General features: G+C 40.2%; 30 protein-coding genes, 1 other RNA gene and 2 pseudogenes. 2 read left to right on the plus strand and 31 right to left on the minus strand.

All coding sequences use genetic code 11. From position 1 onward, the window contains the following. Window positions 1–191: 191 nt before the first annotated feature. From ACFORE_RS02920 to ACFORE_RS03010, 19 genes and pseudogenes are all read right to left on the minus strand, one after another. Window positions 192–434, minus strand: a pseudogene (locus ACFORE_RS02920) (replication initiator protein A); the annotation flags it as partial. Beyond that, the gene (locus tag ACFORE_RS02925) at window positions 406–567 is read right to left on the minus strand and encodes a hypothetical protein (protein ID WP_006531779.1); all 162 of its coding nucleotides are present in this window, start codon (window positions 565–567) and stop codon (window positions 406–408) included. The gene ACFORE_RS02925 and the pseudogene ACFORE_RS02920, both read right to left, overlap by 29 nt. Window positions 568–770: 203 nt before the next feature. Continuing rightward, window positions 771–896 carry a hypothetical protein gene (locus ACFORE_RS02930; RefSeq protein ID WP_268828022.1) on the minus strand — a complete coding sequence of 42 codons (126 nt, stop codon included), beginning with the start codon at window positions 894–896 and terminating at the stop codon, window positions 771–773. 15 nt (window positions 897–911) lie between these two features. Beyond that, window positions 912–1364 (minus strand): LytTR family DNA-binding domain-containing protein, encoded by a 453-nt coding sequence (locus tag ACFORE_RS02935; protein ID WP_235281074.1) that lies wholly within the window; start codon window positions 1362–1364, stop codon window positions 912–914. Window positions 1365–1387: 23 nt separating this feature from the next. Next, window positions 1388–2226 (minus strand): annotated as a pseudogene (locus tag ACFORE_RS02940) (ABC transporter permease). Further along, entirely contained in the window at window positions 2227–3078 is an 852-nt protein-coding gene (locus tag ACFORE_RS02945; RefSeq protein WP_168261158.1) for an ABC transporter ATP-binding protein, read from the minus strand. It abuts the pseudogene before it with no gap. Between the two features lie 124 nt (window positions 3079–3202). After that, window positions 3203–4213 carry an RNA-binding cell elongation regulator Jag/EloR gene (jag, locus tag ACFORE_RS02950; RefSeq protein ID WP_154455284.1) on the minus strand — a complete coding sequence of 337 codons (1011 nt, stop codon included), beginning with the start codon at window positions 4211–4213 and terminating at the stop codon, window positions 3203–3205. 11 nt (window positions 4214–4224) lie between these two features. After that, entirely contained in the window at window positions 4225–5040 is an 816-nt protein-coding gene (locus ACFORE_RS02955) for a YidC/Oxa1 family membrane protein insertase (RefSeq protein ID WP_167829311.1), read from the minus strand. Continuing rightward, a complete protein-coding gene (rnpA, locus tag ACFORE_RS02960; RefSeq protein WP_154455285.1) occupies window positions 5024–5383 on the minus strand; it encodes a ribonuclease P protein component in 360 nt (119 codons plus the stop codon). The genes ACFORE_RS02955 and rnpA overlap by 17 nt, the downstream gene beginning before the upstream one ends. Before the next feature lie 105 nt (window positions 5384–5488). Then, a complete protein-coding gene (gene argH / locus ACFORE_RS02965) occupies window positions 5489–6889 on the minus strand; it encodes an argininosuccinate lyase (protein ID WP_154455286.1) in 1401 nt (466 codons plus the stop codon). A 278-nt stretch (window positions 6890–7167) separates the two neighbouring features. Then, window positions 7168–8358: an argininosuccinate synthase gene (locus ACFORE_RS02970; protein WP_154455287.1), complete on the minus strand. Its 1191-nt coding sequence runs from the start codon at window positions 8356–8358 to the stop codon at window positions 7168–7170. A gap of 240 nt (window positions 8359–8598) precedes the next feature. Further along, a complete protein-coding gene (locus ACFORE_RS02975) occupies window positions 8599–9180 on the minus strand; it encodes an NUDIX hydrolase (protein WP_154455298.1) in 582 nt (193 codons plus the stop codon). 34 nt (window positions 9181–9214) lie between these two features. Further along, a complete protein-coding gene (gltX, locus tag ACFORE_RS02980) occupies window positions 9215–10672 on the minus strand; it encodes a glutamate--tRNA ligase (protein WP_168261160.1) in 1458 nt (485 codons plus the stop codon). A gap of 121 nt (window positions 10673–10793) precedes the next feature. Further along, window positions 10794–11291 (minus strand): LURP-one-related/scramblase family protein, encoded by a 498-nt coding sequence (locus ACFORE_RS02985; protein ID WP_168261161.1) that lies wholly within the window; start codon window positions 11289–11291, stop codon window positions 10794–10796. A 38-nt stretch (window positions 11292–11329) separates the two neighbouring features. Further along, window positions 11330–12256, minus strand: coding sequence for an aldo/keto reductase (locus tag ACFORE_RS02990; RefSeq protein WP_204984651.1), 927 nt, complete (start codon window positions 12254–12256; stop codon window positions 11330–11332). Window positions 12257–12283: 27 nt separating this feature from the next. Next, window positions 12284–12781 carry a beta-class carbonic anhydrase gene (locus ACFORE_RS02995; protein WP_168261163.1) on the minus strand — a complete coding sequence of 166 codons (498 nt, stop codon included), beginning with the start codon at window positions 12779–12781 and terminating at the stop codon, window positions 12284–12286. A gap of 124 nt (window positions 12782–12905) precedes the next feature. Beyond that, window positions 12906–14267, minus strand: coding sequence for a DNA repair protein RadA (gene radA, locus ACFORE_RS03000; RefSeq protein WP_167829313.1), 1362 nt, complete (start codon window positions 14265–14267; stop codon window positions 12906–12908). Window positions 14268–14302: 35 nt separating this feature from the next. Further along, the gene (locus tag ACFORE_RS03005; protein ID WP_154455290.1) at window positions 14303–14749 is read right to left on the minus strand and encodes a dUTP diphosphatase; all 447 of its coding nucleotides are present in this window, start codon (window positions 14747–14749) and stop codon (window positions 14303–14305) included. A gap of 14 nt (window positions 14750–14763) precedes the next feature. Then, window positions 14764–15531: an epoxyqueuosine reductase QueH gene (locus ACFORE_RS03010; RefSeq protein ID WP_167829312.1), complete on the minus strand. Its 768-nt coding sequence runs from the start codon at window positions 15529–15531 to the stop codon at window positions 14764–14766. Between the two features lie 199 nt (window positions 15532–15730). Here ACFORE_RS03010 and ACFORE_RS03015 point away from each other — a divergent pair, with 199 nt between their 5' ends. Then, a complete protein-coding gene (locus ACFORE_RS03015) occupies window positions 15731–16747 on the plus strand; it encodes an NAD(P)H-dependent glycerol-3-phosphate dehydrogenase (protein ID WP_154455292.1) in 1017 nt (338 codons plus the stop codon). A 49-nt stretch (window positions 16748–16796) separates the two neighbouring features. Next, entirely contained in the window at window positions 16797–17714 is a 918-nt protein-coding gene (gene galU / locus ACFORE_RS03020) for a UTP--glucose-1-phosphate uridylyltransferase GalU (protein ID WP_154455293.1), read from the plus strand. A gap of 44 nt (window positions 17715–17758) precedes the next feature. Here galU and ACFORE_RS03025 read toward each other — a convergent pair whose 3' ends face one another. The 12 genes from ACFORE_RS03025 to ACFORE_RS03080 form a co-directional block, all read right to left on the minus strand. Next, window positions 17759–18427, minus strand: coding sequence for a rhomboid family intramembrane serine protease (locus ACFORE_RS03025; RefSeq protein ID WP_154455294.1), 669 nt, complete (start codon window positions 18425–18427; stop codon window positions 17759–17761). Continuing rightward, window positions 18424–18954 carry a 5-formyltetrahydrofolate cyclo-ligase gene (locus ACFORE_RS03030; RefSeq protein ID WP_154455295.1) on the minus strand — a complete coding sequence of 177 codons (531 nt, stop codon included), beginning with the start codon at window positions 18952–18954 and terminating at the stop codon, window positions 18424–18426. Before ACFORE_RS03030 ends, ACFORE_RS03025 begins: the two co-directional genes overlap by 4 nt. Before the next feature lie 330 nt (window positions 18955–19284). Further along, window positions 19285–20415 carry an N-acetyldiaminopimelate deacetylase gene (locus ACFORE_RS03035; protein WP_204984655.1) on the minus strand — a complete coding sequence of 377 codons (1131 nt, stop codon included), beginning with the start codon at window positions 20413–20415 and terminating at the stop codon, window positions 19285–19287. 21 nt (window positions 20416–20436) lie between these two features. After that, on the minus strand, window positions 20437–21135 hold the full coding sequence (gene dapD / locus ACFORE_RS03040) for a 2,3,4,5-tetrahydropyridine-2,6-dicarboxylate N-acetyltransferase (protein ID WP_168261171.1): 699 nt from the start codon (window positions 21133–21135) through the stop codon (window positions 20437–20439). 149 nt (window positions 21136–21284) lie between these two features. Beyond that, on the minus strand, window positions 21285–21971 hold the full coding sequence (locus tag ACFORE_RS03045) for a hypothetical protein (RefSeq protein WP_380434960.1): 687 nt from the start codon (window positions 21969–21971) through the stop codon (window positions 21285–21287). 298 nt (window positions 21972–22269) lie between these two features. Continuing rightward, window positions 22270–22662 (minus strand): hypothetical protein, encoded by a 393-nt coding sequence (locus ACFORE_RS03050; RefSeq protein WP_204984656.1) that lies wholly within the window; start codon window positions 22660–22662, stop codon window positions 22270–22272. Window positions 22663–22701: 39 nt separating this feature from the next. After that, entirely contained in the window at window positions 22702–23058 is a 357-nt protein-coding gene (locus tag ACFORE_RS03055; RefSeq protein ID WP_293650748.1) for a transcriptional regulator, read from the minus strand. 115 nt (window positions 23059–23173) lie between these two features. After that, window positions 23174–23668, minus strand: a complete 495-nt coding sequence (locus tag ACFORE_RS03060; protein ID WP_269725617.1) for a hypothetical protein — start codon at window positions 23666–23668, stop codon at window positions 23174–23176. A 174-nt stretch (window positions 23669–23842) separates the two neighbouring features. Continuing rightward, complete coding sequence (locus ACFORE_RS03065) at window positions 23843–25192, minus strand: glucose-6-phosphate isomerase (protein ID WP_154454930.1); 1350 nt, start codon at window positions 25190–25192, stop codon at window positions 23843–23845. A 200-nt stretch (window positions 25193–25392) separates the two neighbouring features. Next, window positions 25393–25478: signal recognition particle sRNA small type (gene ffs, locus ACFORE_RS03070), an RNA gene on the minus strand. A 37-nt stretch (window positions 25479–25515) separates the two neighbouring features. Next, on the minus strand, window positions 25516–26016 hold the full coding sequence (gene tadA / locus ACFORE_RS03075; RefSeq protein ID WP_154454929.1) for a tRNA adenosine(34) deaminase TadA: 501 nt from the start codon (window positions 26014–26016) through the stop codon (window positions 25516–25518). Further along, window positions 26016–26792 (minus strand): MBL fold metallo-hydrolase, encoded by a 777-nt coding sequence (locus ACFORE_RS03080; protein ID WP_154454928.1) that lies wholly within the window; start codon window positions 26790–26792, stop codon window positions 26016–26018. Before ACFORE_RS03080 ends, tadA begins: the two co-directional genes overlap by 1 nt. Window positions 26793–26797: the final 5 nt, after the last annotated feature.

Consider the following 26797-nt stretch of genomic DNA (forward strand, 5'->3'; position numbering starts at 1 on the left):
GACACCCCGGGTAATTCATCATCGTTAGCGTCAAAATCATCAACAATCAAGTTTCCAAGATAAATACGATTAGCAAGGTTTCCTTTACTACTAGTTGACTGTTGAACTTCCTTAATTAAATCGTATTCAGCTAATTGTTTTTTTATCCTTAACAAAGTTGACTTTGATACTTTAAGAATTTTCATCAAACTTGTATTTGAATAAACTAGATAAATTCGTCCCTCTTCATCAACCCAATTATTTCTTAGGGAAAGGCTTAGTCTATCTTTTAAGATTGAATAAGATACTTTTGAATCTAATCGCATATCTTCATAACGAGGACTTTCAAATAAAAGTTTTGGAAGTTTAAAATATCGTTCAGACGTTTCATACTGTTCTACAGTTATTGCATTAAAAACCATAAATCTATACCATTTTAAAATAAAGCTGACCATTTGGTTTTATTTCAATAAGACCAAATTTTTCTAATTCAGCAAGTTGACTTTGACTTTCTTTACGTGAAATTTTTAACTCAAACATCAAAAATTCAATGAGTATTTCACGCGAATGTAGTTCATTAGAAGTCATGTTTGTATCCTTTCTTTTTAGTACAGAAAAAGAGAACAATTTTCATTGCTCTCTTGACTTATAGATTTATTTTATTAATTCTCAAAACTCTAGACACTTACCGCTCTTTTTTAACAAATCAAATCCCCAATGCAGCTTTTCAAGGCGTTTGAAGAGGTCTGAAATTAAATAACTCACCTCAATGAGAAGTGTTGACTAAATATTTATTCACCACTGTCAGTAGCATATGTCTTTAGGATAGCATAGTTATCAGTTAAAGAATAAAATAAACCACCTTCCTCATCAGTAATGACTTTAGTATTTCCATCAATACCCCAGTCGTTAAACATTTCATCAATGTCACCTCACAATCCCAAGTTTTCCAACTCTGACAAATAACGCCGACTAACATCTGCTTTGATTTTTCCTGTCAATATCGCTAACATATTGCCTGAAAAGCTATTCTCAAGTGCTTTCAAATGATTGATATTAATCAAAGCATGCTTAGAAACCTGTACAAAATCTGGATTTGCTAAGCGATTGCGAAATTTATACAATCGGTCGTTAGTCAGCAATCGTCCCTGCGTCGTTTCCAAAATAAGGGTAGAGCCATCAACATCAACGAGAATCAAATCTGCCACATGCAACATTTCAATACAATCTACCGTTTTTATCGGCAAAACTGCCGGATCTGTTTGCTCAAATTGGGCAAGATAATCCAGAACTTTTTGTACGGAATTGTCAAACTGACAGCTTTTAACTAAGACTTCAATAACATCTTTTGGTAACTGCTTATTTTCCTCGAATTGATAGTGCACAACTCTCCCCCCTCATTTTCTACTTATCCACTAATCACTGGACGTTTTTCTTTGACGATTAACATCATTGCTAGAACGCTAAGGTTAATAACCAGCACACCACTGATGATTAGCAATTCTTGATTGACCGTCGTTAATTCTTTTAATTTTAACCCAATGCCTAAGTACGCTTTTTCTGATTTTCCAAGATAGTCTTGGTTAATCAATACCTGACGATAAGCCGCAGCGACGTAGGCTGCTGGCGTTATTTTAACCACAATTTGTGCAATATTCGGTAGTACTCCAAGTGGCATATAAACGCCCACGAGAAACCCTGAAACTGTCCCAACAATAGTTGATAAAGCCTCACTAGATTCTATCGATTTGACAAATTGTAAAATCAACAAAGCAAGACTTGCTCCGAGTAATGACCCTAAAACCATTATACCAAGTATTTGTGGTAAATGTGAGGCAGAAAGGCTAATCTTATCTTGCCAATGAAAATAGAGTTTCATCACGATAAACATAAATGCTTGCATGGTAAAACCAATGATACTCGCTGACATTAAATAACCCAGATAGACTTTAAAACGTGACATATCAGTCAATAAAAAATCTTCTAGCTTGTGATTTTCTCGGTCATGAACTAAGCGAACAATTCCTGTCCAAGTTGTCGTAATGCTCGTTATCGCCAAGGTACCACCAATCACCCAATTATCTAAAACTTCTTCCAAATGTGAGGTTCCAGACCAAGAATCCTGCATATTTTTTTGCAAGAAAATAATGTATAAACCAAAAGCAATCAAAGCTCCCAACATCGAGAAAAAACACTCATTTTATTGGAAAAATAAAGTTTCAAATTTCGTTTTGTCATCGCAACCATTTACGCCATATCCCTTCCCGTAATGCTTAAAAAGACATCGTTAATATTAGCCTTTTTGTAATCAAAATCCTCAATCACGGCTCGCTTGTCCGACAAAATCGTTAGAGCTTCTGATACACTGTTAACCTCAATTTTCAAACAATCATCCGCTTGTAGATAATAATCGGTATCCTGAAAAGCTTTCACTTGTTGTGTTTTGATTAATAAATGGGGCTGTGTATAAGTTTCTTTCAATTCCTTGGCTGACCCTTTTGCCAAAACCTTGCCATGGTCAATGATATAAGCCATATCCGCATTTTCAGCTTCTTCAAGGTAATGCGTTGTCAAAAAGATTGTTAATTTTTCTTCCGCTTGCAACTGGCGTAATAATTGCCAAATAGCTTCTCGTGTCTGTATATCAAGCCCGGTTGTCGGCTCATCCAAGAAAAGCAAATTAGGCTTATTTAAAAGTGCACGAACAATATCAACGCGACGTCGTTGCCCACCTGACAAAGTACCATATGTCTGATTAAGAAAAGCATCGATCCTCGTCAAACGAATCAGTTTATCCATCCAATCCTTATCACGGTTACGGTAAAGCGCCAAACGACTTCTCAAATTATCCAAAACAGTTAATTCCGCATCCAAGACACTCTCTTGAAAGACCATTCCGATTTTTAAATCTGGCGCTAATTCAATTTCACCAGAGGTCGGTGCCAAAAGACCCGTCAACATCCGCATTGTCGTAGATTTACCAGCACCATTTGTGCCAATATAGGCTATTAACATTCCCTCTTCAACTTCCAAATCCAAATGATCAATCACCAATTGGTCTCCAAATGTTTTCGTAAGCTTCTTCGTTCTAATCAACATAACCTTCCCCCCTTTTACAGCTATTATAGCAAAAAAGTCCCAACAAAATAGCCATCTTACGGTAAGCGGTGAAAAATAGCAACTAACCGACAAAAAAAAGAGCCTTAACGGCTCTGTAAATTTATTAAACAGCTGTCACAACCACGTAGCGATCTGGGTCATTACCTTCTGAATAACTATCCACGCCTTCAATGCTGGTGATAGTTTTGTGGACGATTTTTCGCTCACTATTGCTCATGGGATCCATGACATAATCTTTACCTGTTTCAAGCACGCGATTAGCTGCTTTTCGGGTAAATTCAATCAAGGTTTCCGTGCGGTGTTCCATGTAATCATGCACATTTAAAATCACTGAAAAATTCTTTGAATAACGGTCATGCAAGAAGTTTTGTGACAACAATTGCAATGATTTCAAGACTTTACCGTGATAGCCAATTACACGTCCTGCCTCTGGTGTTTCAATTTGCAAATTGATTTGGCGGCGGTTGTGGCTGGTTTCAAGCGTTGCTTCGATATCCATTTCATAAATGATTTTTTCGACATAGGCAGCTACTTCTTCAGCCGCTTTTTCGATATCATTGCTCAATTCAGCACGGTTGTCAGTCGATGAAACAGGCTCTTCTTTTGGTGTTTCTGGAGTTGGTTCAGAAACAGTAATTTCGGGGCTTGCTGAAACTTCTTGGGTGTCAGCTGTATTTTCTGGAGTATCAGCCTTTTCCAAGGCCTCTAAAACCGCTGTATGACCAGCTTCTTCAAGAATTCTTTGGGTCGATTTTTTGTGTTTGACGATGTTTTCCTTAACTTCATCATCAATCTTTTCGCCACGTTCTTCCATTTGCTTGATGATTCCTGAAATTTTGCGCAATTCCAGTGTGTCCTCAAGTTGAGAAGAAACGGGGGTGTTTTGTTGATTGATGGTATCAGGAACGCCTCTGACAGCCTTTTGGTCTGCCCTATGAGCCGTTACTTCATTAATGCCTTCAATATCAACTTGAGCTGGTTTTTTACCAAATCCTAAAAAACCATGTTTTTCACGAGAAACGACTTTAATATGAGCTTTCAAGCGGGTTAGTTGCATCTCGTTTAGCCCTTTTTCGATTGCTTCTTCAACAGTTCGACCTGTGAATAATACCATACTTTCCTCTCCTACCTTTTTCTTCTTTGAGCTTTCTTTTTAGCTCGGCGAATTCTAGCAGCACGTTCTCTTTCTGCTTGCTCTTCTTCCAAACGTTTTGCAATAATTTTAAATGGGTTATTTAACAAAAGGATTTGGAAAACTTGGAAAGCATAGGATACAGACCAGTAAAGCACAACCCCTGAAGCCAATCGGAAACTCATAAAGAAAATCAAGACAGGCATGACATAAGTCATCACAGTCATGGCCATGTTTTGCTCACGCGCAGCCTTATTGGTCAACCAAGATGACAAGAAAGTAAACAAAGCAGCTGCCAACGGCAAGATGAAGTAAGGGTCTGGTTGTGACAATTCAATCCACAAGAAAGTCCCTGTCTTCAAGAAAGAAACGCGAGTCAAAGCTTGATACAAGGCCATCAAAATCGGCAATTGTACCAACAAAGGAATCATGGTTGCATAAGGATTGACACCGTATTTTCTGTAAAGAGCTTGGCTTTCCTCAGCCAATTTCATACGGCTATCTGTGTCACGACCTGGGTAACGCTTTTGCAATTCTCTCAACTCTGGTTGCAAGTCTTGCATTTTTTGACCAGATTTGATTTGAATATTGTAAAGCGGCATCATGAGGGTTCGGATAACAATGGTGAAGAGCACAATCCCAACACCGATACGACCGTTAATGGATAGCCACTGAATGGCTTTGGCAAAGAAATAAACAATCTGGTCCCATCCATTTGTTGATGAGGCTGTCACTTCTCCAGTACCACAAGCCGTTAGAAGTAATAAACTAAGACCGCTAAGTCCTAATAATTTAAAGTTTCTTTTCACTAGTTAGACCTTCCTGATATAGATTAGCAATTTTTAAAACATGGAGTAAATTCTTTTTCACTTCATGGTAGTCTAGCTCCTCGACACCTTTACGCGCAATAATCACAAAGTCGTAAGGCTGCAAATGAGGTGAGAATTCCAAAAGGACGTGTCGAATTTTTCGCTTGATACTGTTTCGTGTCACAGCATTTCCAAGTTTTTTGCTTACAGAAAGCCCTGCCCGATAGTGGCTTTGATTTTTTTTGAAATAATAAACGACAAATTTTCGGTTGGCAACACTAGTGCCTTGACTGAAAATAGTCTGAAAATCTTTGTCACTTTTAACACGATAGGTTTTCTTCAACGTACGACTCCATTCTAAATTATGTCTATTATACCATAAAAATTCAAAAAGCCCCAACCTCTAATGGTTGTGGGCTCAATATCTTCTGTTAGACGTTTATTTCACCTAATCTTTCTGCTGAGCTAAGCATTGTTTGGCTTGGTCAATTTGCCACTGTACTTGGTCAAAGCCTGTACCACCAAGCGAATGACGGCGTTTGACAGCCGTGTGAGAAGCCAACGTATCGTAAATATCCGCCTCAATCAAGTCAGAAATAGTTTGGTAACGCTCCAGCGGCACATCTTGCAAATAACAACCTGCCTTGGTGCATTCCAAGACTAACTTGCCGACGATTTCGTGGGCTTGACGGAACGGTAGACCCTTGCTAGCTAGATAATCGGCTAACTCTGTTGCATTTGAAAAATCTTTCTCTGTTGACTCAGCCATGTGCTCTTTATTAACCGTCATGGTTTTGAGCATTCCTGCCAAAATATCAATGGCCACCGTAATGGTTTCCACCGTATCAAACATACCCTCCTTGTCCTCTTGCAAGTCTTTATTGTAAGCCAGCGGCAAAGATTTCATCACGGTCAATAACCCAATCAAATTGCCATAAACACGCCCTGATTTTCCACGAATCAACTCGGCCATATCAGGGTTTTTCTTTTGCGGCATAATAGATGACCCTGTTGAAAACGTATCTGATAGGATGATAAACTGAAATTCATTTGAACACCAGTTGATGATTTCTTCACACATACGGCTCATGTGCATCATCAACATCGAACTATTGGCCAAAAATTCCAAGATAAAATCACGGTCAGATACAGCGTCCAAGGAATTGCTATAAGGTTTGGCAAATCCCATCAAATCCGCTGTCATGTTACGGTCAATAGGGAAAGTCGTTCCCGCCAAGGCTGCCGCACCAAGAGGAGAGAGGTCTGTATGTTTCACGTTAAACACAAAACGTTCGCTGTCACGCGTGAACATATTATAATAAGCCATCAAGTGATGCCCAAATGAAATAGGCTGAGCGTGTTGCAGGTGGGTATAACCTGGCATGATGGTGTAAACGTGCTCTTGTGCCAAATCCACCAAGGTTTCCCGCAAATGAGCCAACTTACCAATCACCTCATCCAATTTTGCCTTCAAATACAGGTGCATATCCGTTGCCACTTGGTCATTACGCGAACGTGCCGTGTGCAATTTACCCGCCACAGGACCAATTTTAGCAGTCAAAAGGCTTTCCATATTCATGTGGATATCCTCATTTGACACGTCAAAAGTTATCTGGCCTGCCTTGTATTCTGCTAAAAGTTCTTCCAAACCTGCCTTGATTTGATCAGCCTCGTCTTTAGTGATAATACCTGTTTCACCCAGCATAGTCACATGGGCAATTGACCCTTTCAAATCAAATTCTGCCATTTTTTGGTCAAAAGAAATGGATGCTCCAAATTCCTCAACCCATTTTTCAAGACCAGCCTCAAAACGCCCGCCCCATAATTTATGATTGTCATTCTTATTCATAATCGTTTCCTTTTCCTAAAAGCAATCACGATTTCGTGTTGGTATTGTTATTAAAAAAGCTAGATTGCTCTAGCTATTTCACCTCACGGGGTGCTGGGCTTAAAGGCATCTCGCTGGATGGCCTTATTTAAGTTCGATGCCACTCTCTGTTGGCACTTGCGAATGAAAGTTATAAGAAAAGAGGTTCAGATAGGGCTCCCTGTCCCTTTTTATCTGAAGCTTGATGGATAAGCTTGTTGTCTCCTAAGCCTAAACAGTATCCCACCAATTTTCTTGTCTTATTGGTTGTTGACTTGTGAATTGACTTGGGTGGGTAGTCCCCAAAGTTTGATGAAACCTACGGCTGCGTCTTGGTCAAAGCTATCGGCTGATGTATAAGTTGCCAAGTTTTCATCGTAAAGTGAATTTGGTGATTGACGTGCCACCACTTGGGCGTGGCCTTTGTATAATTTCACTTTCGCAATACCATTTACCACTTTTTGCGTTTCTTTGATGTAGGCAATAATGGCTTGGGTTGCTGGGCTAAACCAAAGGGCATTGTAAATCAAATTTGACAATTCATTTTCAAGAATGGGTTTGAAATGTGATACTTCACGCACCAAGGTCAAATCTTCGATTTCTTTGTGGGCAGTCAAAAGTGTGATAGCTCCAGGACATTCGTAGATTTCACGCGATTTGATACCAACCAAACGGTTTTCCACGTGGTCAATACGTCCAACACCGTGTTTTCCAGCAATCGTGTTCAATGCTTGGATAAGGTCTGTCAATTTCATGGCTTCGCCGTTTAGGGCAACGGGTTTTCCTGCTTTAAATTCAATATCCACAAATTCTGGTGTGTCAGGTGCTTCTTCTGGTGACGTTGTAATGCCAAAGGCGTCTTCTGGAGCTTGATTCCAAGGATTTTCAAGAACACCGCATTCATTGGCACGACCCCAAAGGTTTTGGTCAACAGAATAAGGATTGTCAAGGTCAGCTGGAACTGGAACGCCGTTTGCTTTAGCGTACTCAATTTCTTCCTCACGTGACCATTTCCACTCACGCACTGGCGCAATCACTTTTAGACTTGGGTCCAGCGCAGCAATGGCCACTTCAAAACGCACTTGGTCATTTCCCTTACCTGTACAACCGTGGGCAATAGTTGTTGCGCCCGTTTCGTGGGCGATTTCCACCAATTTTTTAGAAATAACTGGACGGCTAAGGGCTGATACCAAAGGGTATTTTTGCTCGTAGTAAGCATGAGCTTGCAAGGCTGGTAGAACATACTCCTCAGCAAACTCATCCTTAACATCAAGGACATAAGACTCAATCGCTCCGACCTTAAGTGCCTTATCATGAATAAAGTCAAGGTCTTTGCCCTCACCAACATCCATACAAACCGCAATCACATCATAATCTTTTTTAAGCCAAGTAATCGCAACTGATGTATCCAAACCGCCTGAGTAGGCTAAAATCACTTTTTCTTTTTCCATAGAACTTCTCTCTTTTCTTATAGTTTTCGTCTTTATTAATTTTATGTGCATAATTATACACAGGTAAAATCATATTGTCAATAGAAATTTGAATATTTTTTCAAAAAATATCCCGTTTTTTATCTTTTATAAGTGTTATACGGTATATATACAAAAATCATCTTCTTTTATACAAGAAATACAGAGCAAGTATTCTGGCATAAAAAATAACCTACCACAAATTGTGATAGGTTAGGTCATTTAATGACTCTGCAATCTTAAATCCTCAATTTTTTGGGCTATTTTCTGATAGCCTGTCATCTGTTTAAAAGCATCCCATTCAATCCACTCAAATGAACTAGACTCTTTCTCATCTATGATAACCTGAGTATCCTTGCTCGATAAAAATAGGTATTGGCAATCATAGTGGTAATGACTTTTTTCATTTTTTAATGTATTTTCTGGAATTTTATGAATAGAGATGTGGAATGGAACAAGCGGATTGAGCGGATTTACACATTTATAGACTAAGTTTTCCGCATCAATCTGAGTTTCTTCAACCAACTCTCTTTTGGCAGCCATTAGAGGATTTTGGTCAGAAGGTTCAATGTGACCTCCTGGTTGCAGGTATCTCTTTAGAATATTATGGTGAAGCATCAAAACCCTGTTATCTTGCTCTGATACGACAAATATAGAAGCTGTAAAATGCCCTCTAAAGTTCTTTCTATTCGTCAATTCACTATCTGTTTCAGTAGCTACCTGACTTAAAAGATTGTCACAAGCAGACTGCTCATCAGGGTTATTCAAAAGGTATTCTGCCAATAACTCCTGATATTGCCCCATCCCCAATCTCCTTCCCATTTTGCCTCGTCACTCATTATGACAGGCTTTTAAGCATGTTATCGATGTGTTCGATTGATTTTTCACGACCAAGAAGGTAGATGGTATCTGGAAGTTCTGGACCGTGCATTTCACCTGAAACGGCGATACGGATTGGCATGAAGAGGTTTTTACCTTTGATGCCTGTTTCTTTTTGAACAGCTTTGATTTGTGGGAAGATGTTTTCAGATTTGAAATCTTCATCACTCATCGCTTCTAATTTTGCTTTGAAGGCTTCAAGAACGGTTGGTACAGTTTCACCAGCCATGAATTCTTTTTCAGCATCAGTTAATTCTGGGAAATCTTCAAAGAACAAGTCTGTCAATGGAACGATTTCGTCCACAGATTTCATTTGTGGTTTGTAAAGTTCCACTAATTTTTCAGCCTTGTCTGTCAAACGACCAGCTTTTTCCAAGAATGGTTTTGCCATCGCAAAAATGGTATCAAAATCAGCATTCTTGATGTATTCGTTGCTCATCCAATCCATTTTCTTTTGGTCAAAGGCAGCTGGAGATTTGCTCAAACGATGTTCGTCAAAGAGTTTAATCAATTCTTCACGTGAGAAGATTTCATCCTCACCACCTGGGTTCCAACCAAGAAGAGCAATAAAGTTAAAGACAGCTTCTGGCATATAGCCTTTTTTGCGGTAATCTTCGATAAATTGAAGCGTGTTGGTGTCACGTTTTGATAGTTTTTTACCTGTTTCAGAGTTGATAATCAAAGTCATGTGACCAAACTCAGGTGCTTCCCAACCAAGGGCTTCATAAACCATCAATTGTTTTGGTGTATTGGCAATGTGGTCATCTCCACGGATAACATGTGAAATCTCCATTAAGTGGTCGTCAATGACAACGGCAAAGTTGTAAGTTGGATAACCATCTTTTTTCTGGATAACCCAGTCACCACCGATGTTGCCACCTTCAAATTCAATCTCGCCTTTAACGATATCATTCCATTTGTAGATACCTGATTCGTTGACAGCCAAGCGAACCGTTGGAACGATGCCTTTTGCTTCACGTTCAGCAATGTAGGCTGCTTTTTCATCCTCAGACATACCAAGAAATTCGTTAATGTAGCGTGGTGTTTCACCAGCAACTTCTTGGCGTTCACGTTCAGCAGCTAATTCTTCTTCTGTAACGTATGATTTATAAGCTTTACCTTCTGCCAACAATTGGTCGATGTATTTTTGGTAAATATCCAAACGTTCTGATTGGCGGTATTTGTCATGAGTTTCTGGGCTTTCGTCCCAATCCATTCCCAACCATTTGAGGTTTTCCAATTGTGAACGTTCACCGTCTTCGACATGGCGTTTACGGTCAGTATCTTCGATACGGATAATAAAGTCACCACCATGGTGACGAGCGTAAAGGTAATTAAAGAGCGCAGTTCGCGCATTTCCGATGTGTAAAAGTCCCGTTGGACTTGGTGCGTAACGCACACGAATCTTCTTAGGCATTGTCATCTCCTATTACATTTCAATCATTCCTATTATAGCACAATCTTGAGTCTTGGAACAAAAAATTCAGCTGAAATCAGCTGAATTCCTTCCTATATCCAAGATTTAGAACAATTGAACTTTAACTTGATGCTGAACTAGCTGCACTTGACTCTTTTTCCTTGATATAATCAATAGCAATAACCAAAGAAATGACAAGGTCAGACAAAGAATCATCAGCAATTTCCACTCGATAAGTTGAAGGAAATTTAAACCATTCTTGATGAATCTTAGCCACCTCACGTCCTTGGTTAAGAAGGCTAAATGTCATATTCCAAATATCCCCAGCTACTTCTAAACCAAAATCAGAAATATCATACTTAGCTTTCAACAGTGAAAAACGTTTTTGAATCGTGATTTCCTTACCATCCGCAAAAGTCACCATAAATTTCTGGAAAGGAAAACTAAACTGCTGCTTAATATGACTGACAGTCTTTCTTTGTCCATCAAAAATAGTAAATTCCTTAAATAGTTTCAGAAAAGAACCTTGAACCTGATAAGCCAAACGACTATCCTCATCAAAGATGTCAAACTTGCCAGCTAGCGACCAGAATTTTTGGCTGATTTCAAATTTTCGCATAAACTTCTCCCAATTTACTCAAAACCCTAAAGGCATTTTTATGGCAAATCATTGCCCGCAGCCAAGTAGATTTCATACCATTCTTTTCGCGTTAACTGGATTTCTGCCGCCTTAGCTGCTTCAGCAACACGAGCTTTTTTGGTTGTTCCAATCACAGCTTGCATTTTTGCTGGATATCGCAACACCCAAGCAATAGCAACCGCTGACGGGCTGACATGATATTTTTCAGCCAAACGGTTTAAAACGTGATTTAACTCAGGGTATTTCTCAGAACCCAAGAAAACACCGCCAAAATAATCAAACTGAAGTACTGACCAAGCTTGAATCACCACATCATGCAAGCGACAATATTCAAAAATACTGCTGTCGCGAACAATCCCAGCCTCTTGTTTCATATTGACATGAAAACCAGCGTCAAAACTAGGGGTAAAGGCTGCACTCAGTTGCAATTGATTAGCCACCAAAGGTTGGTTAACATCTTTTTGAATCAATGCCATCATCATCGGATTTTGATTTGAGACACCAAAATCGATAACTTTTCCCTGTGACTTCAACAAATCAAAAGCTTCCGCAATTTCTGCAGGCTCCATAAGCGCATCTGGACGATGAAGTAACAAAGAATCAATGTAATCAACATTAAGACGCTCTAAAATGCCATCCACAGCTTCTAAAATATGCTCTTTTGAAAAATCAAAATAAGTAAATTCTTCCATGCGGATACCACATTTTGATTGAATCCACATCTTCTCACGCAAGTCAGGACGACGTTTCAACACCTCTCCTAAAATCTGTTCGCATTTTCCATGACCATAACAATCAGCAATATCAAAGGCATTAATTCCAACCTCCAGAGCAGACTCAATCAAGTCTTCAACTTGATCAACCGTCATTTCTGAAATGCGCATTAATCCCAAAACAACTTCTGAAACTTCCTTTTGGCGCTCGCCAAATTTGATATATCTCATTTTCTCTCCTTTTTCAAAATCAAACACCTAGAGTGTTACTTCACTGATGCGACCAGTATTCACATCATAAACAGCACCAGAAATCACAATATCATCAGGAATCAACGGCGACTCGCGCAGCTTTCTAACATCCTCACGGACACTTTCTTCAACATCAGAAAATGGCAGAAAATCTTTTCCATGAACTGACACACCTAAATCACGCTCTAACTGCGCTGCAAAAGCTTCATTTGTAAAACTTTGTGCCCCACAATCTGTGTGATGAAGAACTACAATTTCACGTGTCCCCAATTGTTGCTGAGAAATCACCAAAGAACGAATCACATCATCCGTCACGCGCCCACCTGCATTTCGCAAAATATGAGCATCACCAAGCGCCAAACCAAGTGCTTGAGCCACGTGCAAACGCGAATCCATACAGGTCACAATCGCAACCTGGGTTTTCGGTTTTTGTGGCAAATGCTCCGTTCCATGCAAATCCGCATAGGCTTGATTGGTTTTCAAAAAATTATCAAAATAAGACATCCAAATTCCTCCTTGGTCTGATGACGTCTAAAGTTTTTCTCATCTTATCATTTTTCGCCCCTCTTGTCGCCTAAAACGCTTTACATAAACGAAAAATCCAAGACGATTACCTTGGCTTTTCAAACTATGCAAAGACTTTTTTGAGCACATCACCGACCGTTGTCACGCCGATGACTTGGATAGTGTCTGGAATGTCAATTCCTGAAAGGGAATTTTTAGGAGCGTAAACCTTGGTAAATCCGAGTTTTGCGGCTTCATTGATCCGTTGCTCGATGCGTGTGACACGGCGAATTTCACCCGTCAAGCCAATCTCACCGATAAAGGCTTCTTGAGGATTGGTTGGTTGTTCCTTGTAACTTGAGGCAATCGCAACCGCGACCGCCAAATCAATAGCAGGCTCGTCCAACTTGACGCCACCAGCTGATTTAAGATAGGCATCTTGATTTTGCAAAAGCAGACCACAGCGTTTTTCCAGCACCGCCATAATCAAGCTCACACGGTTAAAATCAAGCCCTGTTGTCGTGCGTTTGGCATTGCCAAAAACAGTCGGTGTAACCAAGGCTTGCACTTCCGCCAAAATGGGACGGCTGCCTTCCATGGTGACCACGATAGCCGAACCAGTCGCTCCGTCCAAGCGTTCCTCGAGGAAAACTTGGCTTGGATTGAGTACCTCAACCAGACCGCCTGACTGCATTTCAAAAATGCCGATTTCATTGGTGGAACCAAAACGGTTTTTCACAGCCCGCAAAATACGGAAAGTATGGTGACGTTCCCCTTCAAAATACAAAACCGTATCCACCATATGCTCCAACATACGAGGACCGGCCAGCTGTCCTTCCTTAGTCACATGGCCCACGATAAAGGTGGCAATGTTGTTAGTCTTAGCCAATTGCATGAGTTCTGCTGTTACTTCACGCACCTGCGACACCGAGCCTTGCACCCCCGAAATATCAGGACTCATGATGGTTTGAATGGAATCAATCACCAAGAAATCAGGCTGAATCTGCTCAATCTGTGCGCGAATAGCCTGCATATTGGTTTCGGCGTAGAGGTAAAAGGCATTGTCACTATCGCCCAAACGCTCCGAACGCAATTTAATCTGCTCGGCAGATTCTTCCCCAGAAACGTAGAGCACAGTGCCTTTATCAGCCAATTGAATAGACACCTGCAACAGAAGCGTTGATTTTCCGATACCAGGGTCCCCACCAATCAGCACCAAACTTCCTGGCACGACACCACCACCAAGCACACGGTTAAACTCCTCCATCTCCGTCTTGGTTCTAGCATAATGAATCGAGCTCACGTCTTTTAGCTTGGTCGGTTTACTCTTTTCACCCGTCAAACTGACGCGCGCATTTTTAACCTCTTGGACTTCTACCTCTTCGACAAATGAGGTCCAAGCACCACAGTTGGGACAACGCCCCAAATATTTTGGAGAGTGATAGCCACACTCCTGACAAATAAACGTTGTTTTTTTCTTAGCGATAAGGCACACCCTCCTTCTCTTTTGACACGACTAACTTATTTCCCAGTTGACCCAAAACCACCTGTACGCACGCCGTCTGCTTCATCACCGTCAGCAACCAAGAAAGGCATGAACACCCCTTGAACAATGCGTTCACCAGCTTCAACCACAACAGGTTCATCAGTGATATTTTGCATTTGGGCAAAAATGTGACCTTCATTAGCAGGATTGCCATAATAATCCCCGTCAATGACCCCAACAGAGTTAATCAAAACCAAGCCTTTTTTACGTGGATTTGACGAACGGTCATAGAGGTAAAGCACTTCACCTGCCTGCATATAAGCCTTGACACCTGTTGGCACCAACTTGATTTCACCTGGGGCAATTTCTGTTGTCACGGCTGCTTTCAAATCATAACCCGCCGCATAGGCTGTTTCTCGTTTTGGCAATAAGTTGCTATCCGTAAATGACGAAACCAACTCAAACCCTCTCACTTTACTCATGTTATCATTCCTTTCTAAATTTCCTTGCCTTCATAGGTAAAACGAATGTGGGGAAAGCTTTTCTCGGCGTCTTTTCCTTCCATGAAAGCTTTGGCGTCCTTAGTTATTTGAGCAAAATCAATGCCTTGTTGCTTCGCCGCAAAAACACAGCCACAGTAGCATTGACGGTAGATATCATACTCATCGCACATTTCAACCGAACGACGGTAGCCATTATTTTTTTTGAAATCACTTGGCAAATACTTAGTAGCATAAACTTTTTGCACGTCAATGCCCACGCTATTGATGAGCTGCGAATTTTTATGCGGACTAATGGTCAAGGCACTGGCAAAATAGTCAAAACCAAGCTCCACAGCCATTTGAGCTGTTTTATCCAAACGGTAATCAAAGCAAACCTTGCAACGGTCGCCACCCTCAGGCTCTTCTTCCAAACCATGCACCTTTTGGAAATACTCTGAGGGCTCATAAGGTGCCTCGATAAATTGTACCTGATTGCCCGTTCTTTCGTTAAAATCCGACACAAATTGCTGAACAACGTAGGCCCTGCGATGGTATTCCACCTTAGGATGAATATTGGAATTGGCAAAATAAACCGTCAAATCTGCATACTGCGTCAAGTACTCCAAGGTATATGTCGAACACGGCGCACAACAAACGTGAACAAGAATGCGAGGTCGCACCTCTTCTTTCAGCCATTGTTTGGCCATTTGTTGCATGACACGGTCATAGTTGATTTTTTGATTGGGATTCATTTTAGATAAAATCTCTTCTAAATCAATCACAATTGTCTTCCTTTCCTCGTCATTTCTAAAAGTCCTTCCATTATACCATAACTCCCAGCACATGACAGACGGCCAACCTTTCCAAACAAGACTTAATCCCCCTCATTTTTCGAAAGCCGTTACAAATAATGAAGACAAACAAGGTTTTCTTGTGATATAATGGAAGTTGTAATCTTGCTCGTTTAAGAGAGGAGAAAAAATGGTAAGACAAAAAATTTCTGTCTTAGGGCCCGGTTCGTGGGGAACCGCTCTCGCCCAAGTATTAAACGATAATGGGCATGACGTTTGTCTCTGGGGAAATGTTCCCGAACAAATCGATGAAATCAACACGGAACATACTAATATACGTTACTTCAAAGACAAACATCTCTCAGAAAACATCAAGGCAACGCTTGATTTATCTGAAGCCCTAAAAGACGCGGATGCTGTCTTATTTGTCGTCCCCACAAAAGTCATGCGTCTTGTTGCAAAACAAGTCGCTGAGGTGCTTGACCATAAGGTCGTCGTGATGCACGCGTCAAAAGGCCTTGAGCCTGGAACACACGAACGCCTATCAACTGTTATTGAGGAAGAGATTCCAAAAGAACTACGTTCTGACATCGTGGTGGTTTCTGGACCAAGCCATGCCGAAGAAACCATTGTTCGTGACATCACTTTGATTACAGCTGCTTCTAAGAAAATGGAAACCGCCAAATACGTCCAAGAACTCTTCAGCAACAACTATTTCCGTCTTTACACCAATTCAGATGTGATCGGTGTTGAAACGGCAGGTGCCTTGAAAAATATCATCGCCGTTGGAGCTGGGATTTTGCACGGACTTGGTTATGGTGACAATGCCAAGGCCGCTGTTATCACACGTGGTCTAGCAGAAATCACACGTTTAGGGGTGAAAATGGGTGCCAACCCGTTAACCTACATCGGACTTTCTGGTGTGGGGGATCTCATCGTAACAGGAACCTCTGTTCATTCTCGTAACTGGCGCGCTGGTAATGCCCTAGGAAAAGGCGAAAAACTAGCTGATATCGAGAAAAACATGGGAATGGTTATCGAAGGGATATCAACTACCAAGGTTGCTTACGAATTGGCAAAAGAACTAGATGTCTATATGCCAATCACCAGTGCCATTTACAAGGTCATCTACGAAGGTTATGATGTCAAAGAATGTATCGTTGCCTTGATGTCTGGCGACTTCCGTTCAGAGGACGAATGGCACTAAACTCACATTTTTAATAAGTCATTGAATTGAAACAAAAGGAGACTCTCACATGAAAAAAGTTAAAAAGGCTGTCATTCCGGCTGCCGGTCTTGGAACACGTTTTTTGCCAGCTACTAAAGCATTAGCCAAAGAAATGTTACCAATCGTCGACAAACCAACCATCCAATTTATCGTTGAAGAAGCTTTGAAATCAGGTATCGAAGATATTTTGGTGGTAACTGGAAAACAAAAACGTTCTATCGAAGACCACTTTGATTCAAACTTTGAATTAGAGTACAACCTAGAACAAAAAGGAAAAACAGACCTTCTTAAACTAGTAAACGACACCACAGCAATCAACTTGCACTTCATCCGCCAAAGCCACCCACGTGGACTTGGAGATGCTGTTCTTCAAGCCAAAGCATTCGTTGGAAACGAACCTTTCGTGGTGATGCTCGGGGATGATTTGATGGATATCACAGATGATAAAGCTGTGCCATTGACTAAACAACTCATCAACGATTACGAACAAACACACGCTTCAACAATCGCTGTGATGTCTGTTCCTCATGATGAAGTGTCATCTTACGGTGTTATTGCACCTCACGGTAAAGGTGTCAATGGACTTTACAGTGTGGAAACTTTTGTTGAAAAACCAGCCCCTGAAGACGCACCAAGTGATTTAGCGATTATCGGTCGCTACCTCCTTACTCCAGAAATCTTCAATATCCTTGAAACACAAGAACCTGGAGCTGGTAACGAAATTCAATTGACAGATGCTATCGATACGCTTAACAAAACACAACGTGTTTTCGCTCGTCAATTCAATGGCAGCCGCTACGATGTCGGTGATAAATTTGGTTTTATGAAAACATCTATCGAATATGCCCTTCAACACCCTCAAGTCAAAGACAATATGAAACAATACTTGATTGATTTAGGGAAAGAATTAGAAGGTACAGCACCTAAACAAACAAAAGAAGACTAAAAAGCAGCCCCCTCAAGCTCAACTTGAGGGGGCTTTTTAGCGCCTTACAAGGCTAAAAAGACAAGTAAAACATTTAGAATAATATAGGCTGCTAGAGCTAGCCAGCGTTGCCACGGTTGAAATAACTTTTCATCAACCTGCGTTGGTAAAAAGACGGCACACAAGAGTCCTCCGACAATACCACCAATATGTCCGACAATACCAATACTTGGGCTAAACAGATTAAACAATAAGTTAATGGCAATCAAGATTTGGTAATTACGCCCAACTTCCTTTAAAAAAGGGTCTTTACCAAAATAGCCAACAACCATGGTCGCGGCAAAAACGCCAAATAAAGACGTCGAAGCCCCTGCTGCAATCACATTTGGCGTGAAGAAAAGGGTAAAGACGTTTCCAGCAATCCCAGATAAGACATACAAAGCCAGAAATTTATGATGTCCCCAAATCTGCTCGGCCAATTGTCCAACAAAATAAAGTGTCAATGCATTAAAAATAAAATGCTGCCAACCAATGTGAACAAAAATCGGAGTGACCAAGCGCCATAATTGGCTAGGGTCGTAGGCAACGTAAGCTCCGTACATTCCCCCAAAATTAAAAACAGCTGTTCCAGTGCTGGCATTTCCCAAATAAAGTACCTGCATGGCTAAAAAGACAAGAGTCGTCATGGCCAGTAATATCATGGTTACTGGGCTTTTTCGTAAGGCATCCCTCATCGACTAAAAACCTCCCTCACTGCAATGTCATAAGTATCTTCGTGAAAATCCTGTTCTTGAAAATGGTAAATGGTGCTGACCGTCTGTCCGTGATAATCTGATAAATAACGGTCGTAATAGCCCCCACCGTAACCAATACGAAAACCCGCACGGTTAAAGGCAACACCAGGAACATGAATCAAATCAATCTCTGACTTGTCCACAGCCTCATCACTACTTAGCGGTTCCCACAGACCAAAAGAAGTCTGCACCAGCGACTCTTTTTCATAAGGACAAAAGACCATGCGTCCCTGTGGATAAGTCTTAGGCACAAGAATACATTTACCATCTTTCTCAGCCTGACGGATCAGCAATTGCGTATCGTATTCAAAATCAAAAGCTAAATAAGTCGCAATAACCTTAGCGTCCTGATAAGCCTTAGAGGCGGTCAAATCTTCCAATAACTGGAGATCTCTCACCTGCTTTTCTTTCCGATCTTGCCCCTTTAAGGCTGCTAAAATCTGCTGTCGTACGTGTGATTTTTCCATGCTATTATCATACCATAAAACCTTTTTTCCTAATAACGAAAACTTTGGAAAGGCATGACAAAATCGACTATTTTAGCTTTTGGAAAGAAGATTTTTAATAGATTTAAGGTTTCTTTAAGGTTTACCCGCTATAATAAGATTTATCCTAGATAGCGGTTCTCCCAAACCGCTGGGAATAGTCTCTTTAGAATTATTCCCCTTTCATAAATCTCCTGGGCATGATTGAAAAATCATGTCCTTCCCTTTTTGGCCACTGTTTTCCCCACAGTGGTTTTTTCATTTAAAACATAACAAAAGACGCAAAACCAAGGTTTTGCGTCTTTTTTATTTCTAATTGGCTCTTTCTTTTAAGAAACCTGAGATTTCACGAACGGCAAATGGTAGGGCATCCTCATTTGGGCTCATTTTAGGATGGTGAAGGGCATAAGGTGTACCTACCCCAAGCCAAAACATAACGCCAGGAATGTGATTTAAAAGGTAACCAAAATCCTCACCAGTCATGGCTGGCAAACAGTCAATCAAATTGACAGCTTCTTGAGCTTCAAAGAAAGCCATCAATTCACGCGCCAATTCAGGGTCATTTTCAACAGGAAGATAGCCTCCTTGTTTGAGTTCCACGTCGACTTCTATACCAAAACTGGCCGCAACACCTTGAGCAATTTCAGTTAAGCGTTTTTGAATGTGCAGGCTCATCTCCTGTGTCAACGTTCGAATAGTCCCATGCAGCTGTGCGGTTTCTGCAATGACATTATTGGTCGTGCCTGAATGGAAAGAACCAAAGGTCACCACCCCACCTTGAATAGGGTCAACATTGCGGCTCACAATCGTCTGCACCTGCGTCACAAAGTAAGACGCAGCAACCAAGGCATCGTTAGCTTCGTGAGGAAAAGCAGCGTGTCCGCCCTTGCCTTTAAAGGTTACCAAAACTTCACAAGTCCCTGCAAACAAGGTTGAGGTATTGGTCCCAATATCACCCACCTTAAAATCAGGTCGCACATGCAAGCCATAAAATTCATCTGGTTTCCAATCGCCAAAAGCATTGTCCTGATACATGAGCATGCCACCTGCTTCGTTTTCTTCGGCTGGTTGGAAGAGAAACAGAACATTATTTTTAGGCTGTTTTTGCACCAATTCATTGAGCAGACCAAGGGCAACCGTCATGTGGATATCGTGTCCACAAGCGTGCATGCGCCCTTCGTGCTGGCTCGCAAACGGCAACCCTGTTTCTTCAACAACAGGCAAAGCGTCAATATCTGTACGCCAACCAATTGTTTTTTCAGGGGCATATCCCTTGATAAAGACAAGAATACCTGTACGCCAAGTGCGTTGTTCTACAAAGTCTTTTCCAGCCGTTATCTCTGCAATCCGCTCCAAAAGATAGGCTTGTGTTTTGAATTCTTCCAAACCAATTTCTGGAATTTGATGCAAATCGCGACGAATTTTCACTAAATCTAAAGTCATATCGCAAACTCCAAATGGGTTTTATAAATGACGTAGAGCGTCCTCTAGGGCTGTTTTTTGTTGAGTTTTCGCATCGATTTCTTTAATGATGCGAGCAGGGACACCTGCTACCACGACATTTTCAGGAACGTCTTTTGTAACAATAGCTCCCGCTGCAACGACCGAACCATTACCAACCTGAACCCCTTCAATCACAACGGCATTCGCTCCCACAAGAACGTTATCACCGATACGAACAGGTTCTGCTGAAGCTGGCTCAATCACGCCTGCAAGGACCGCACCCGCACCGATGTGGCTATTTTTCCCAACAATCGCGCGACCACCAAGAACCGCACCCATATCAATCATAGTGCCAGCACCGATTTCAGCACCGATATTAATCACAGCTCCCATCATCACCACCGCATTGTCCTCAATGGTTACTTGGTCACGAATAATCGCACCTGGCTCAATACGAGCATTGAGATGACGTTTATCCAGCAAAGGTACCGCAGAATTACGCCCATCTTGTTCCACCACATAATCCTTGTTTTCAGTCAGATTAGCCAAAAGTGGCTCAATATCTTTCCAATCCCCAAAAAGCACATTGCCAAGCTTGAGAACATTTTCTGGAACAGCCGCTGCCAACTCTCCCTCAAAAGTCACCTTCACATTTGTCTTTTTCTCCGCATTACCAATAAAAGCAATAATCTCTTGCGCCGTCATTTTTTGTGCAGTCATCTCTTTTTCTTCTCCCATCCAAAGTTAGTTAATTGTTTACTATTATACCAAATTTTCAGAAAATTTGGAAAGGAATTTGGTTATTTATTCACCCCAAATAATTTTTTCACTCAAAAAAAGACCTCCTTCAGGAAGTCTTTCAAACAAACTCAGTTACTTACTGGAGTGAAAATCAATTTTGCTAAATCTGCTGGTACTGCATCATCTGTATTATAAAAAGAGGTTGTGATAATTTCTCCTTCAGATAGTTTAACAGTAACGTCCATATTACCTGGATTTAAAGATTGACTTCGTTCATCACCAGATTCCTCATTATAAATTCCTATATTCCAACCCAAGTTTTCAAATTCAGTATCCATCGTCATGTTTGTGCTTAAAGTATATGTTCCAGCTGGAATATCTCTACCGACAACATAATTGCCAATTCCAATTTCATTTGATTGTGAAACATTCTCAACTGCTGTAAGTTTGATTTTAGAAATATTTGAAAAGTCTAAAGTGTCACCTTCAAATAATATAACTCTGATTACTGACGGAGAAGTTGTATCCCCACTGTCTGTCGAAGCACCAGTCCAGTTGATATATAGTCCAGAATACGTCTTACTTCTATCACCCATGATATTGCCATTGCCACCAGTAATCTCTAAATCATAGATTCCAGGCTTAATATCACCAGATTCCCCAACAGTAATTTTTCCAGTTATATATAACTCATCAGTAGAAACCGAAGAATCTGCCAATTTATTAATTTCTTCTAAGAAACTTGCTTCCTTGCTTGATTTAGTTTTAGAAGCAACTATATTTCCTGTTTTATCTGCACTTGATGAATTATCCATAGCAGAATCAATCGCTGCACCGTAGGCAGATTGAGTTATCAAAACAATGATAAATGCTAATATTGCAACAATAATTGAAACTAGTGATAAAACCTTTTTATTTTTTCTATTAATTATTACTGATATGGCGCCTATAATAAGAGCTACTAAAGCTCAAGCAGCTGAACCATTATTGATAAATGGCATCCAAGAAGTTAAAAGCGCTATTCCTCCTACAACAACCGCAATTATCGCAACAACTTTATGTTCATTATTTTTATTTTCCATATTTTATTTCCAACGTTCTAAATTCTTACAATTACTCTTGAAACTTTTTCAAACTAGCAAGGTATAGTGAACCACCAATAATAGCTAAAATTCCACCAACCCAGCCTAAAAATGGGATAATTGCCAAAGCTCCTCCAACAATCAGCAATACATTAGGTGCTGAACCAATACGGTCGTCATCTTTATAATATACAGAACCTACAATTCCAAGAACTAAAATAGCAATTTTAACAAATAAAGCCAAAGTGCTAGCTAGTGTCGTTGAAGTGATTGAAATTGCTGAACCACCATTGTAAGCAGTATCAAGTGTAGTTGCAACATCATTTAATGCGCTTGCTGTGATAATAAGGACCGCTATTAGCAGAAAAATTCCTCCGACAAGTCCTACAATCCCGTTAATTAAAGCTAATTTTTTTGTTTTCATAATCGTACTCCTGTAAGTTATAAATTACACCATAAAATATTAATCATTATTATCCTTGGTTTCTTGTAATTTTTTCCATTTTAAGAATTCTTGAAATTCTTGATAATCTTCCTCACCAATAAAGCTTGAATCCTCTACACTTTTAGTAGTTTTATCATCTTCCATTGTTGGGGAAATAAAATCAACAACATTATTCACAATGGAATTTTTAGTCTCTATTTTTTTCTTTTTAAATGTTTTTCCAGACTTTATTGCAGTATCAGCATTAATCTTATTGTTAAATACATTACCTAAAATAGCACCTAAACCAACCCATTTTCCTGCTTTAGTAAGTCCATCAATAATTTGTACTAAAACACCTACCATAAGCATTAGAAACATGAGACTATATAGCATTGCCAAACCTCCAAATAATAGTTTGAGAAGTCCTAAAAAATGATAACAATCGCTAAAATTCCAGAACAACCAAGTAAAGCTTTACCAACATTATTATTCATTTAGTTCACCATTCTTATTGTAAGGCTATTGCCATCTGATCTGTATATGATTTTAGGCTGTCACGATAGTCCTTTAAATACTCTACTATACTGTCTTTTCCAGTAATTCTAGCATTTCCTAAAGAACCATACGCTTCTTTTTGTGTTTCTACACTAGAAGTTACAGAATCTCTCATTGATTGATAAGATTCGACATCTCCTAAACCATATTGTGAGACGACTACTTCATAATTTGAAATGTATTCATTTACGATAGCTTCATACATTTTCAAATAGTCATTATAGGTTACAATACTTTCGATTGTTGAATCAGACGTATCTGTTGGATTAAAATCACTATTAACTGCTTCTGTTGAACTTGATGAACTAGCCACAGTTTCAGTTGAAGAAACTAAATTAGTTGATTCAGTAGTGCTACTTGTTGAAGTAGTATCTTCCTTAGAAGAACAAGCAGAAAAAAATGAAACAGACAGTGCAGTTATAGCAATTAACGCTAGTTTATTTTTCATATTTTCATATCTCCATTTTCCTTAAATTTTTCCACAATCATTATATCTATATATATATATATATATATGATTTTGTCAATCGGTTTCAGAGAATTTTTTAAGGAAATTTTAAGGATTTTTTTCACGCAAAAAAAGCTCCCTTACGGAAGCTTTTTTATCTATGTTAATGATGCATTAAAGACGTGCGTTCAATTCAGCTGACAAGTCTTCAAATCCTGGTTTACCAAGAAGAGCAAACATGTTTTTCTTGTATGCTTCTACACCTGGTTGGTTGAATGGGTTAACAGCGTTAAGGTAACCTGAAAGACCAATAGCCAACTCGAAGAAGTAGATTGTATAACCAAGAGTGAATTCATCTTGTTGAGGAAGTGTCAAGAACATGTTAGGTACTCCACCGTCAGTGTGAGCAAGAAGTACACCATCAGTTGCTTTTTTGTTTACGAAATCAACGTCTTTACCTTGAAGGTAACCAAGGCCATCAAGGTCTTCTGACAATTCAGGAATAACAACGTTTTTACGTGGTTTATCAACACGAACAACTGTTTCAAAGATGTTGCGGTAACCTTCTTGGATGAATTGTCCAAGTGAGTGAAGGTCTGTTGAGAAGTTTGCAGATGTTGGGTAGATACCTTTTTGGTGTTTACCTTCTGATTCACCTGCTAATTGTTTCCACCATTCACCAAAGTATTGCAGTGATGGTTCATAGTTTGCCAAGATTTCAGTTACATAACCTTTACGGTAAAGGATGTTACGGATAGCAGCGTATTGGTAAGCAATGTTTTCTGAAAGTTTGTCAGATGACAAATCTTTGCGCGCTGCGTTAGCACCATTCATAAGAGCTTCAATATCAATACCTGCAGCAGCAATTGGAAGAAGACCTACTGGTGTCAATACTGAGAAACGTCCACCAACATTATCTGGCACAACAAATGTTTCCCAATCGTTAGCAACAGCTTCTACTTTAACAGCACCTTTTGCTTTATCAGTAGTTGCATAGATACGTTTGTTAGCTTCTTCTTGACCGTATTTTTCAATCAAAAGTTCTTTGAAGACACGGAAAGCAATCGCTGGTTCAGTTGTTGTTCCTGATTTAGAAATAACGTTTACTGAGAAATCTTTATCTTTCACGTATTCGACAAGATCTGCTAAGTAACTTGAAGAAATTGAGTTACCTGCGTAAAGGATTTGTGGACCTTTACGGTCTGCAGATGCTTGTAAGTTGTAGAAATGATTACTCAAAAAATCGATAACGGCACGCGCCCCAAGGTATGAACCACCAATACCGATAACAACAAGCACTTCGCTGTCTGATTGGATTTTAGCAGCAGCTTTTTGAATACGAGCAAATTCTTCTTTGTCGTAGTTTTCTGGAAGGTCTAACCAACCAAGGAAGTCAGAACCAGGACCTGTTCCTTTGCGCAAGTACTCATCAGCGGCACTTACTTGAGCTTGCATAAAATCAACTTCTTCTTGTTCAACAAATTGACCTAAAAGCTTTGAATAATCAAATGTAATATGTGTCATTTTTATCCTCCTCGAATACAATCTCTCTTCTATATTACTCTTTTATCCTTTATTTTTCAATGATTTTTAACAAAATAGGTCAAATAAATAAAGCGTTTGCTATTTTCAGAAAACATTCAGAAAAAGTACACAAAAATCAAGTTTTTTCTGTAAAAAAACAACATAAAAAGTCCTAAAAATTTAGGCACCTATTTTTAGAAATAAAAAAAGAGCACACACCTACAATCGCTTAGGGCTGCTGGATTCCTCCCCTGACCCACTTCACGCGAAGATGTTGCTCCGATAAGTATTATATCATAATTAAGAAATGATGCAAGCCAGAACTATGCTTTTGCCTGTTTTTGTTGGGCTTTTTTCTTTTCGCGATTACGACGGAAAAAATCTTGCATAATTCCCGCGCATTCAGCTTCTAGAATCCCTGTTTCCACCTCAACTCGGTGATTGAGGCGAACATCGGTCAAAATATCGTACAGGCTCCCAGCACCGCCAAATTTTTGATTAGTAGCTCCGTAAATCACCTGCGGAATGCGAGCTAATCCAATAGCACCGCTGCACATGACGCAAGGTTCAATGGTGACAAACAAGGTGCTATCCAGTAAACGCCAGTTGCCCTCTTTTTCGTTGGCTTCGTTAATGGCCATGATTTCAGCGTGTAAAATAGCTTTTTGCTGCTCCTCACGCGCATTGTGCCCACGACCGATAATCTCACCGTCTTTGACGATAACGCAACCGATAGGAATTTCACCTTTGGCTAATGACTTTTGTGCTTCTTTGAGCGCTTCTCGCATAAAATACACCTTTTCTTCCTGCGTAAATGCTGACATTACAAGTCACCTAATTGCCATGATTTGTGCGGCACGGCTAAATCAACAGGAACGTCTTTGGCATAGTGTTGGGTTTGTTCTTTCAGCACTTGCAAGTGTTTTGTCGCATCAATGCCTTCTGGTGGAATTGGTGGGGTATGTGTCAAAACAAGGGATTTAACGGCTGCTTTATGGGCAATTTCGCCAGCTTCCTTGCTTGTCAAATGAGCTGGGTGGTTTTCATTGCCTTCATAAAGGTAAACATCCGCTAAAAAGAGGTCTGCATCCTTGGCAAATGCATCCAAGCCATCAAAGTAACCCGTATCACCAGTAAAGACTAGGACTTGACCAGTAGCTCTTTCAACGATACGAAAAGCGTAGCAAGGAACTGGGTGAACGGTTTTGATAAAGGTCACATCAAAAGGACCAATGTGTTCAACACCTGTCACATCATAAGCTCTACCTTCTGAAACGCCAAGCATAGTTAATTTGTCAAATTCATACAAGTCTTCCTTGTGTCCATAAATTGGCAAAACTTTTGGTGTCCAAAGGTGTTTTGGATACAATTGGAAATAGTGGCGCAACACACCCAAGTCAGCGATGTGGTCAGGATGATAATGCGAAATAATCACGGCATCCAAATCAATCGGGCTGATTTCTTTTTCCAGTTCTGTCACGGCACGACTACCGCAGTCCATCAATAATTGAAAACCATCTTCACCAGTAACGAGATAAGAAGTTGTTCCACCGTCATCGTGTGGATAAGCTCCCCAACAACCAAGTGCTGTTAACTTCATAGTAC

The sequence above is a fragment of the Streptococcus alactolyticus genome, from assembly GCF_042649785.1.
GTDB lineage: Bacteria > Bacillota > Bacilli > Lactobacillales > Streptococcaceae > Streptococcus > Streptococcus alactolyticus.

Bases quoted from the DNA above. Each gene is read 5' to 3' on its own strand.
- ACFORE_RS03055 (WP_293650748.1), bottom strand. From the start codon at position 23,058: ATGCTATATAGTCTCATGTTTCTAATGCTTATGGTAGGTGTTTTAGTA.
- ACFORE_RS02930 (WP_268828022.1), bottom strand. From the start codon at position 896: ATGTTTAACGACTGGGGTATTGATGGAAATACTAAAGTCATTACTGAT.
- ACFORE_RS03060 (WP_269725617.1), bottom strand. From the start codon at position 23,668: ATGAAAAATAAACTAGCGTTAATTGCTATAACTGCACTGTCTGTTTCA.
- ACFORE_RS03005 (WP_154455290.1), bottom strand. From the start codon at position 14,749: ATGAGTAAAGTGAGAGGGTTTGAGTTGGTTTCGTCATTTACGGATAGC.
- argH (WP_154455286.1), bottom strand. From the start codon at position 6,889: ATGAATAAGAATGACAATCATAAATTATGGGGCGGGCGTTTTGAGGCT.
- jag (WP_154455284.1), bottom strand. From the start codon at position 4,213: ATGGTATTATTCACAGGTCGAACTGTTGAAGAAGCAATCGAAAAAGGG.
- ACFORE_RS02925 (WP_006531779.1), bottom strand. From the start codon at position 567: ATGACTTCTAATGAACTACATTCGCGTGAAATACTCATTGAATTTTTG.
- ACFORE_RS03050 (WP_204984656.1), bottom strand. From the start codon at position 22,662: ATGAAAACAAAAAAATTAGCTTTAATTAACGGGATTGTAGGACTTGTC.
- ACFORE_RS03080 (WP_154454928.1), bottom strand. From the start codon at position 26,792: ATGAAGTTAACAGCACTTGGTTGTTGGGGAGCTTATCCACACGATGAC.
- dapD (WP_168261171.1), bottom strand. From the start codon at position 21,135: ATGACTGCACAAAAAATGACGGCGCAAGAGATTATTGCTTTTATTGGT.
- ACFORE_RS02985 (WP_168261161.1), bottom strand. From the start codon at position 11,291: ATGCGAAAATTTGAAATCAGCCAAAAATTCTGGTCGCTAGCTGGCAAG.
- ACFORE_RS03045 (WP_380434960.1), bottom strand. From the start codon at position 21,971: ATGGATAATTCATCAAGTGCAGATAAAACAGGAAATATAGTTGCTTCT.
- ACFORE_RS03025 (WP_154455294.1), bottom strand. From the start codon at position 18,427: ATGAGGGATGCCTTACGAAAAAGCCCAGTAACCATGATATTACTGGCC.
- ACFORE_RS03065 (WP_154454930.1), bottom strand. From the start codon at position 25,192: ATGACACATATTACATTTGATTATTCAAAGCTTTTAGGTCAATTTGTT.
- tadA (WP_154454929.1), bottom strand. From the start codon at position 26,016: ATGTCAGCATTTACGCAGGAAGAAAAGGTGTATTTTATGCGAGAAGCG.
- gltX (WP_168261160.1), bottom strand. From the start codon at position 10,672: ATGCCTAAGAAGATTCGTGTGCGTTACGCACCAAGTCCAACGGGACTT.
- ACFORE_RS02995 (WP_168261163.1), bottom strand. From the start codon at position 12,781: ATGTCTTATTTTGATAATTTTTTGAAAACCAATCAAGCCTATGCGGAT.
- ACFORE_RS02970 (WP_154455287.1), bottom strand. From the start codon at position 8,358: ATGGAAAAAGAAAAAGTGATTTTAGCCTACTCAGGCGGTTTGGATACA.
- ACFORE_RS03015 (WP_154455292.1), top strand. From the start codon at position 15,731: ATGGTAAGACAAAAAATTTCTGTCTTAGGGCCCGGTTCGTGGGGAACC.
- galU (WP_154455293.1), top strand. From the start codon at position 16,797: ATGAAAAAAGTTAAAAAGGCTGTCATTCCGGCTGCCGGTCTTGGAACA.
- ACFORE_RS02945 (WP_168261158.1), bottom strand. From the start codon at position 3,078: ATGTTGATTAGAACGAAGAAGCTTACGAAAACATTTGGAGACCAATTG.
- ACFORE_RS02990 (WP_204984651.1), bottom strand. From the start codon at position 12,256: ATGAGATATATCAAATTTGGCGAGCGCCAAAAGGAAGTTTCAGAAGTT.
- ACFORE_RS03035 (WP_204984655.1), bottom strand. From the start codon at position 20,415: ATGACTTTAGATTTAGTGAAAATTCGTCGCGATTTGCATCAAATTCCA.
- ACFORE_RS02975 (WP_154455298.1), bottom strand. From the start codon at position 9,180: ATGGGGCAATATCAGGAGTTATTGGCAGAATACCTTTTGAATAACCCT.
- ACFORE_RS03030 (WP_154455295.1), bottom strand. From the start codon at position 18,954: ATGGAAAAATCACACGTACGACAGCAGATTTTAGCAGCCTTAAAGGGG.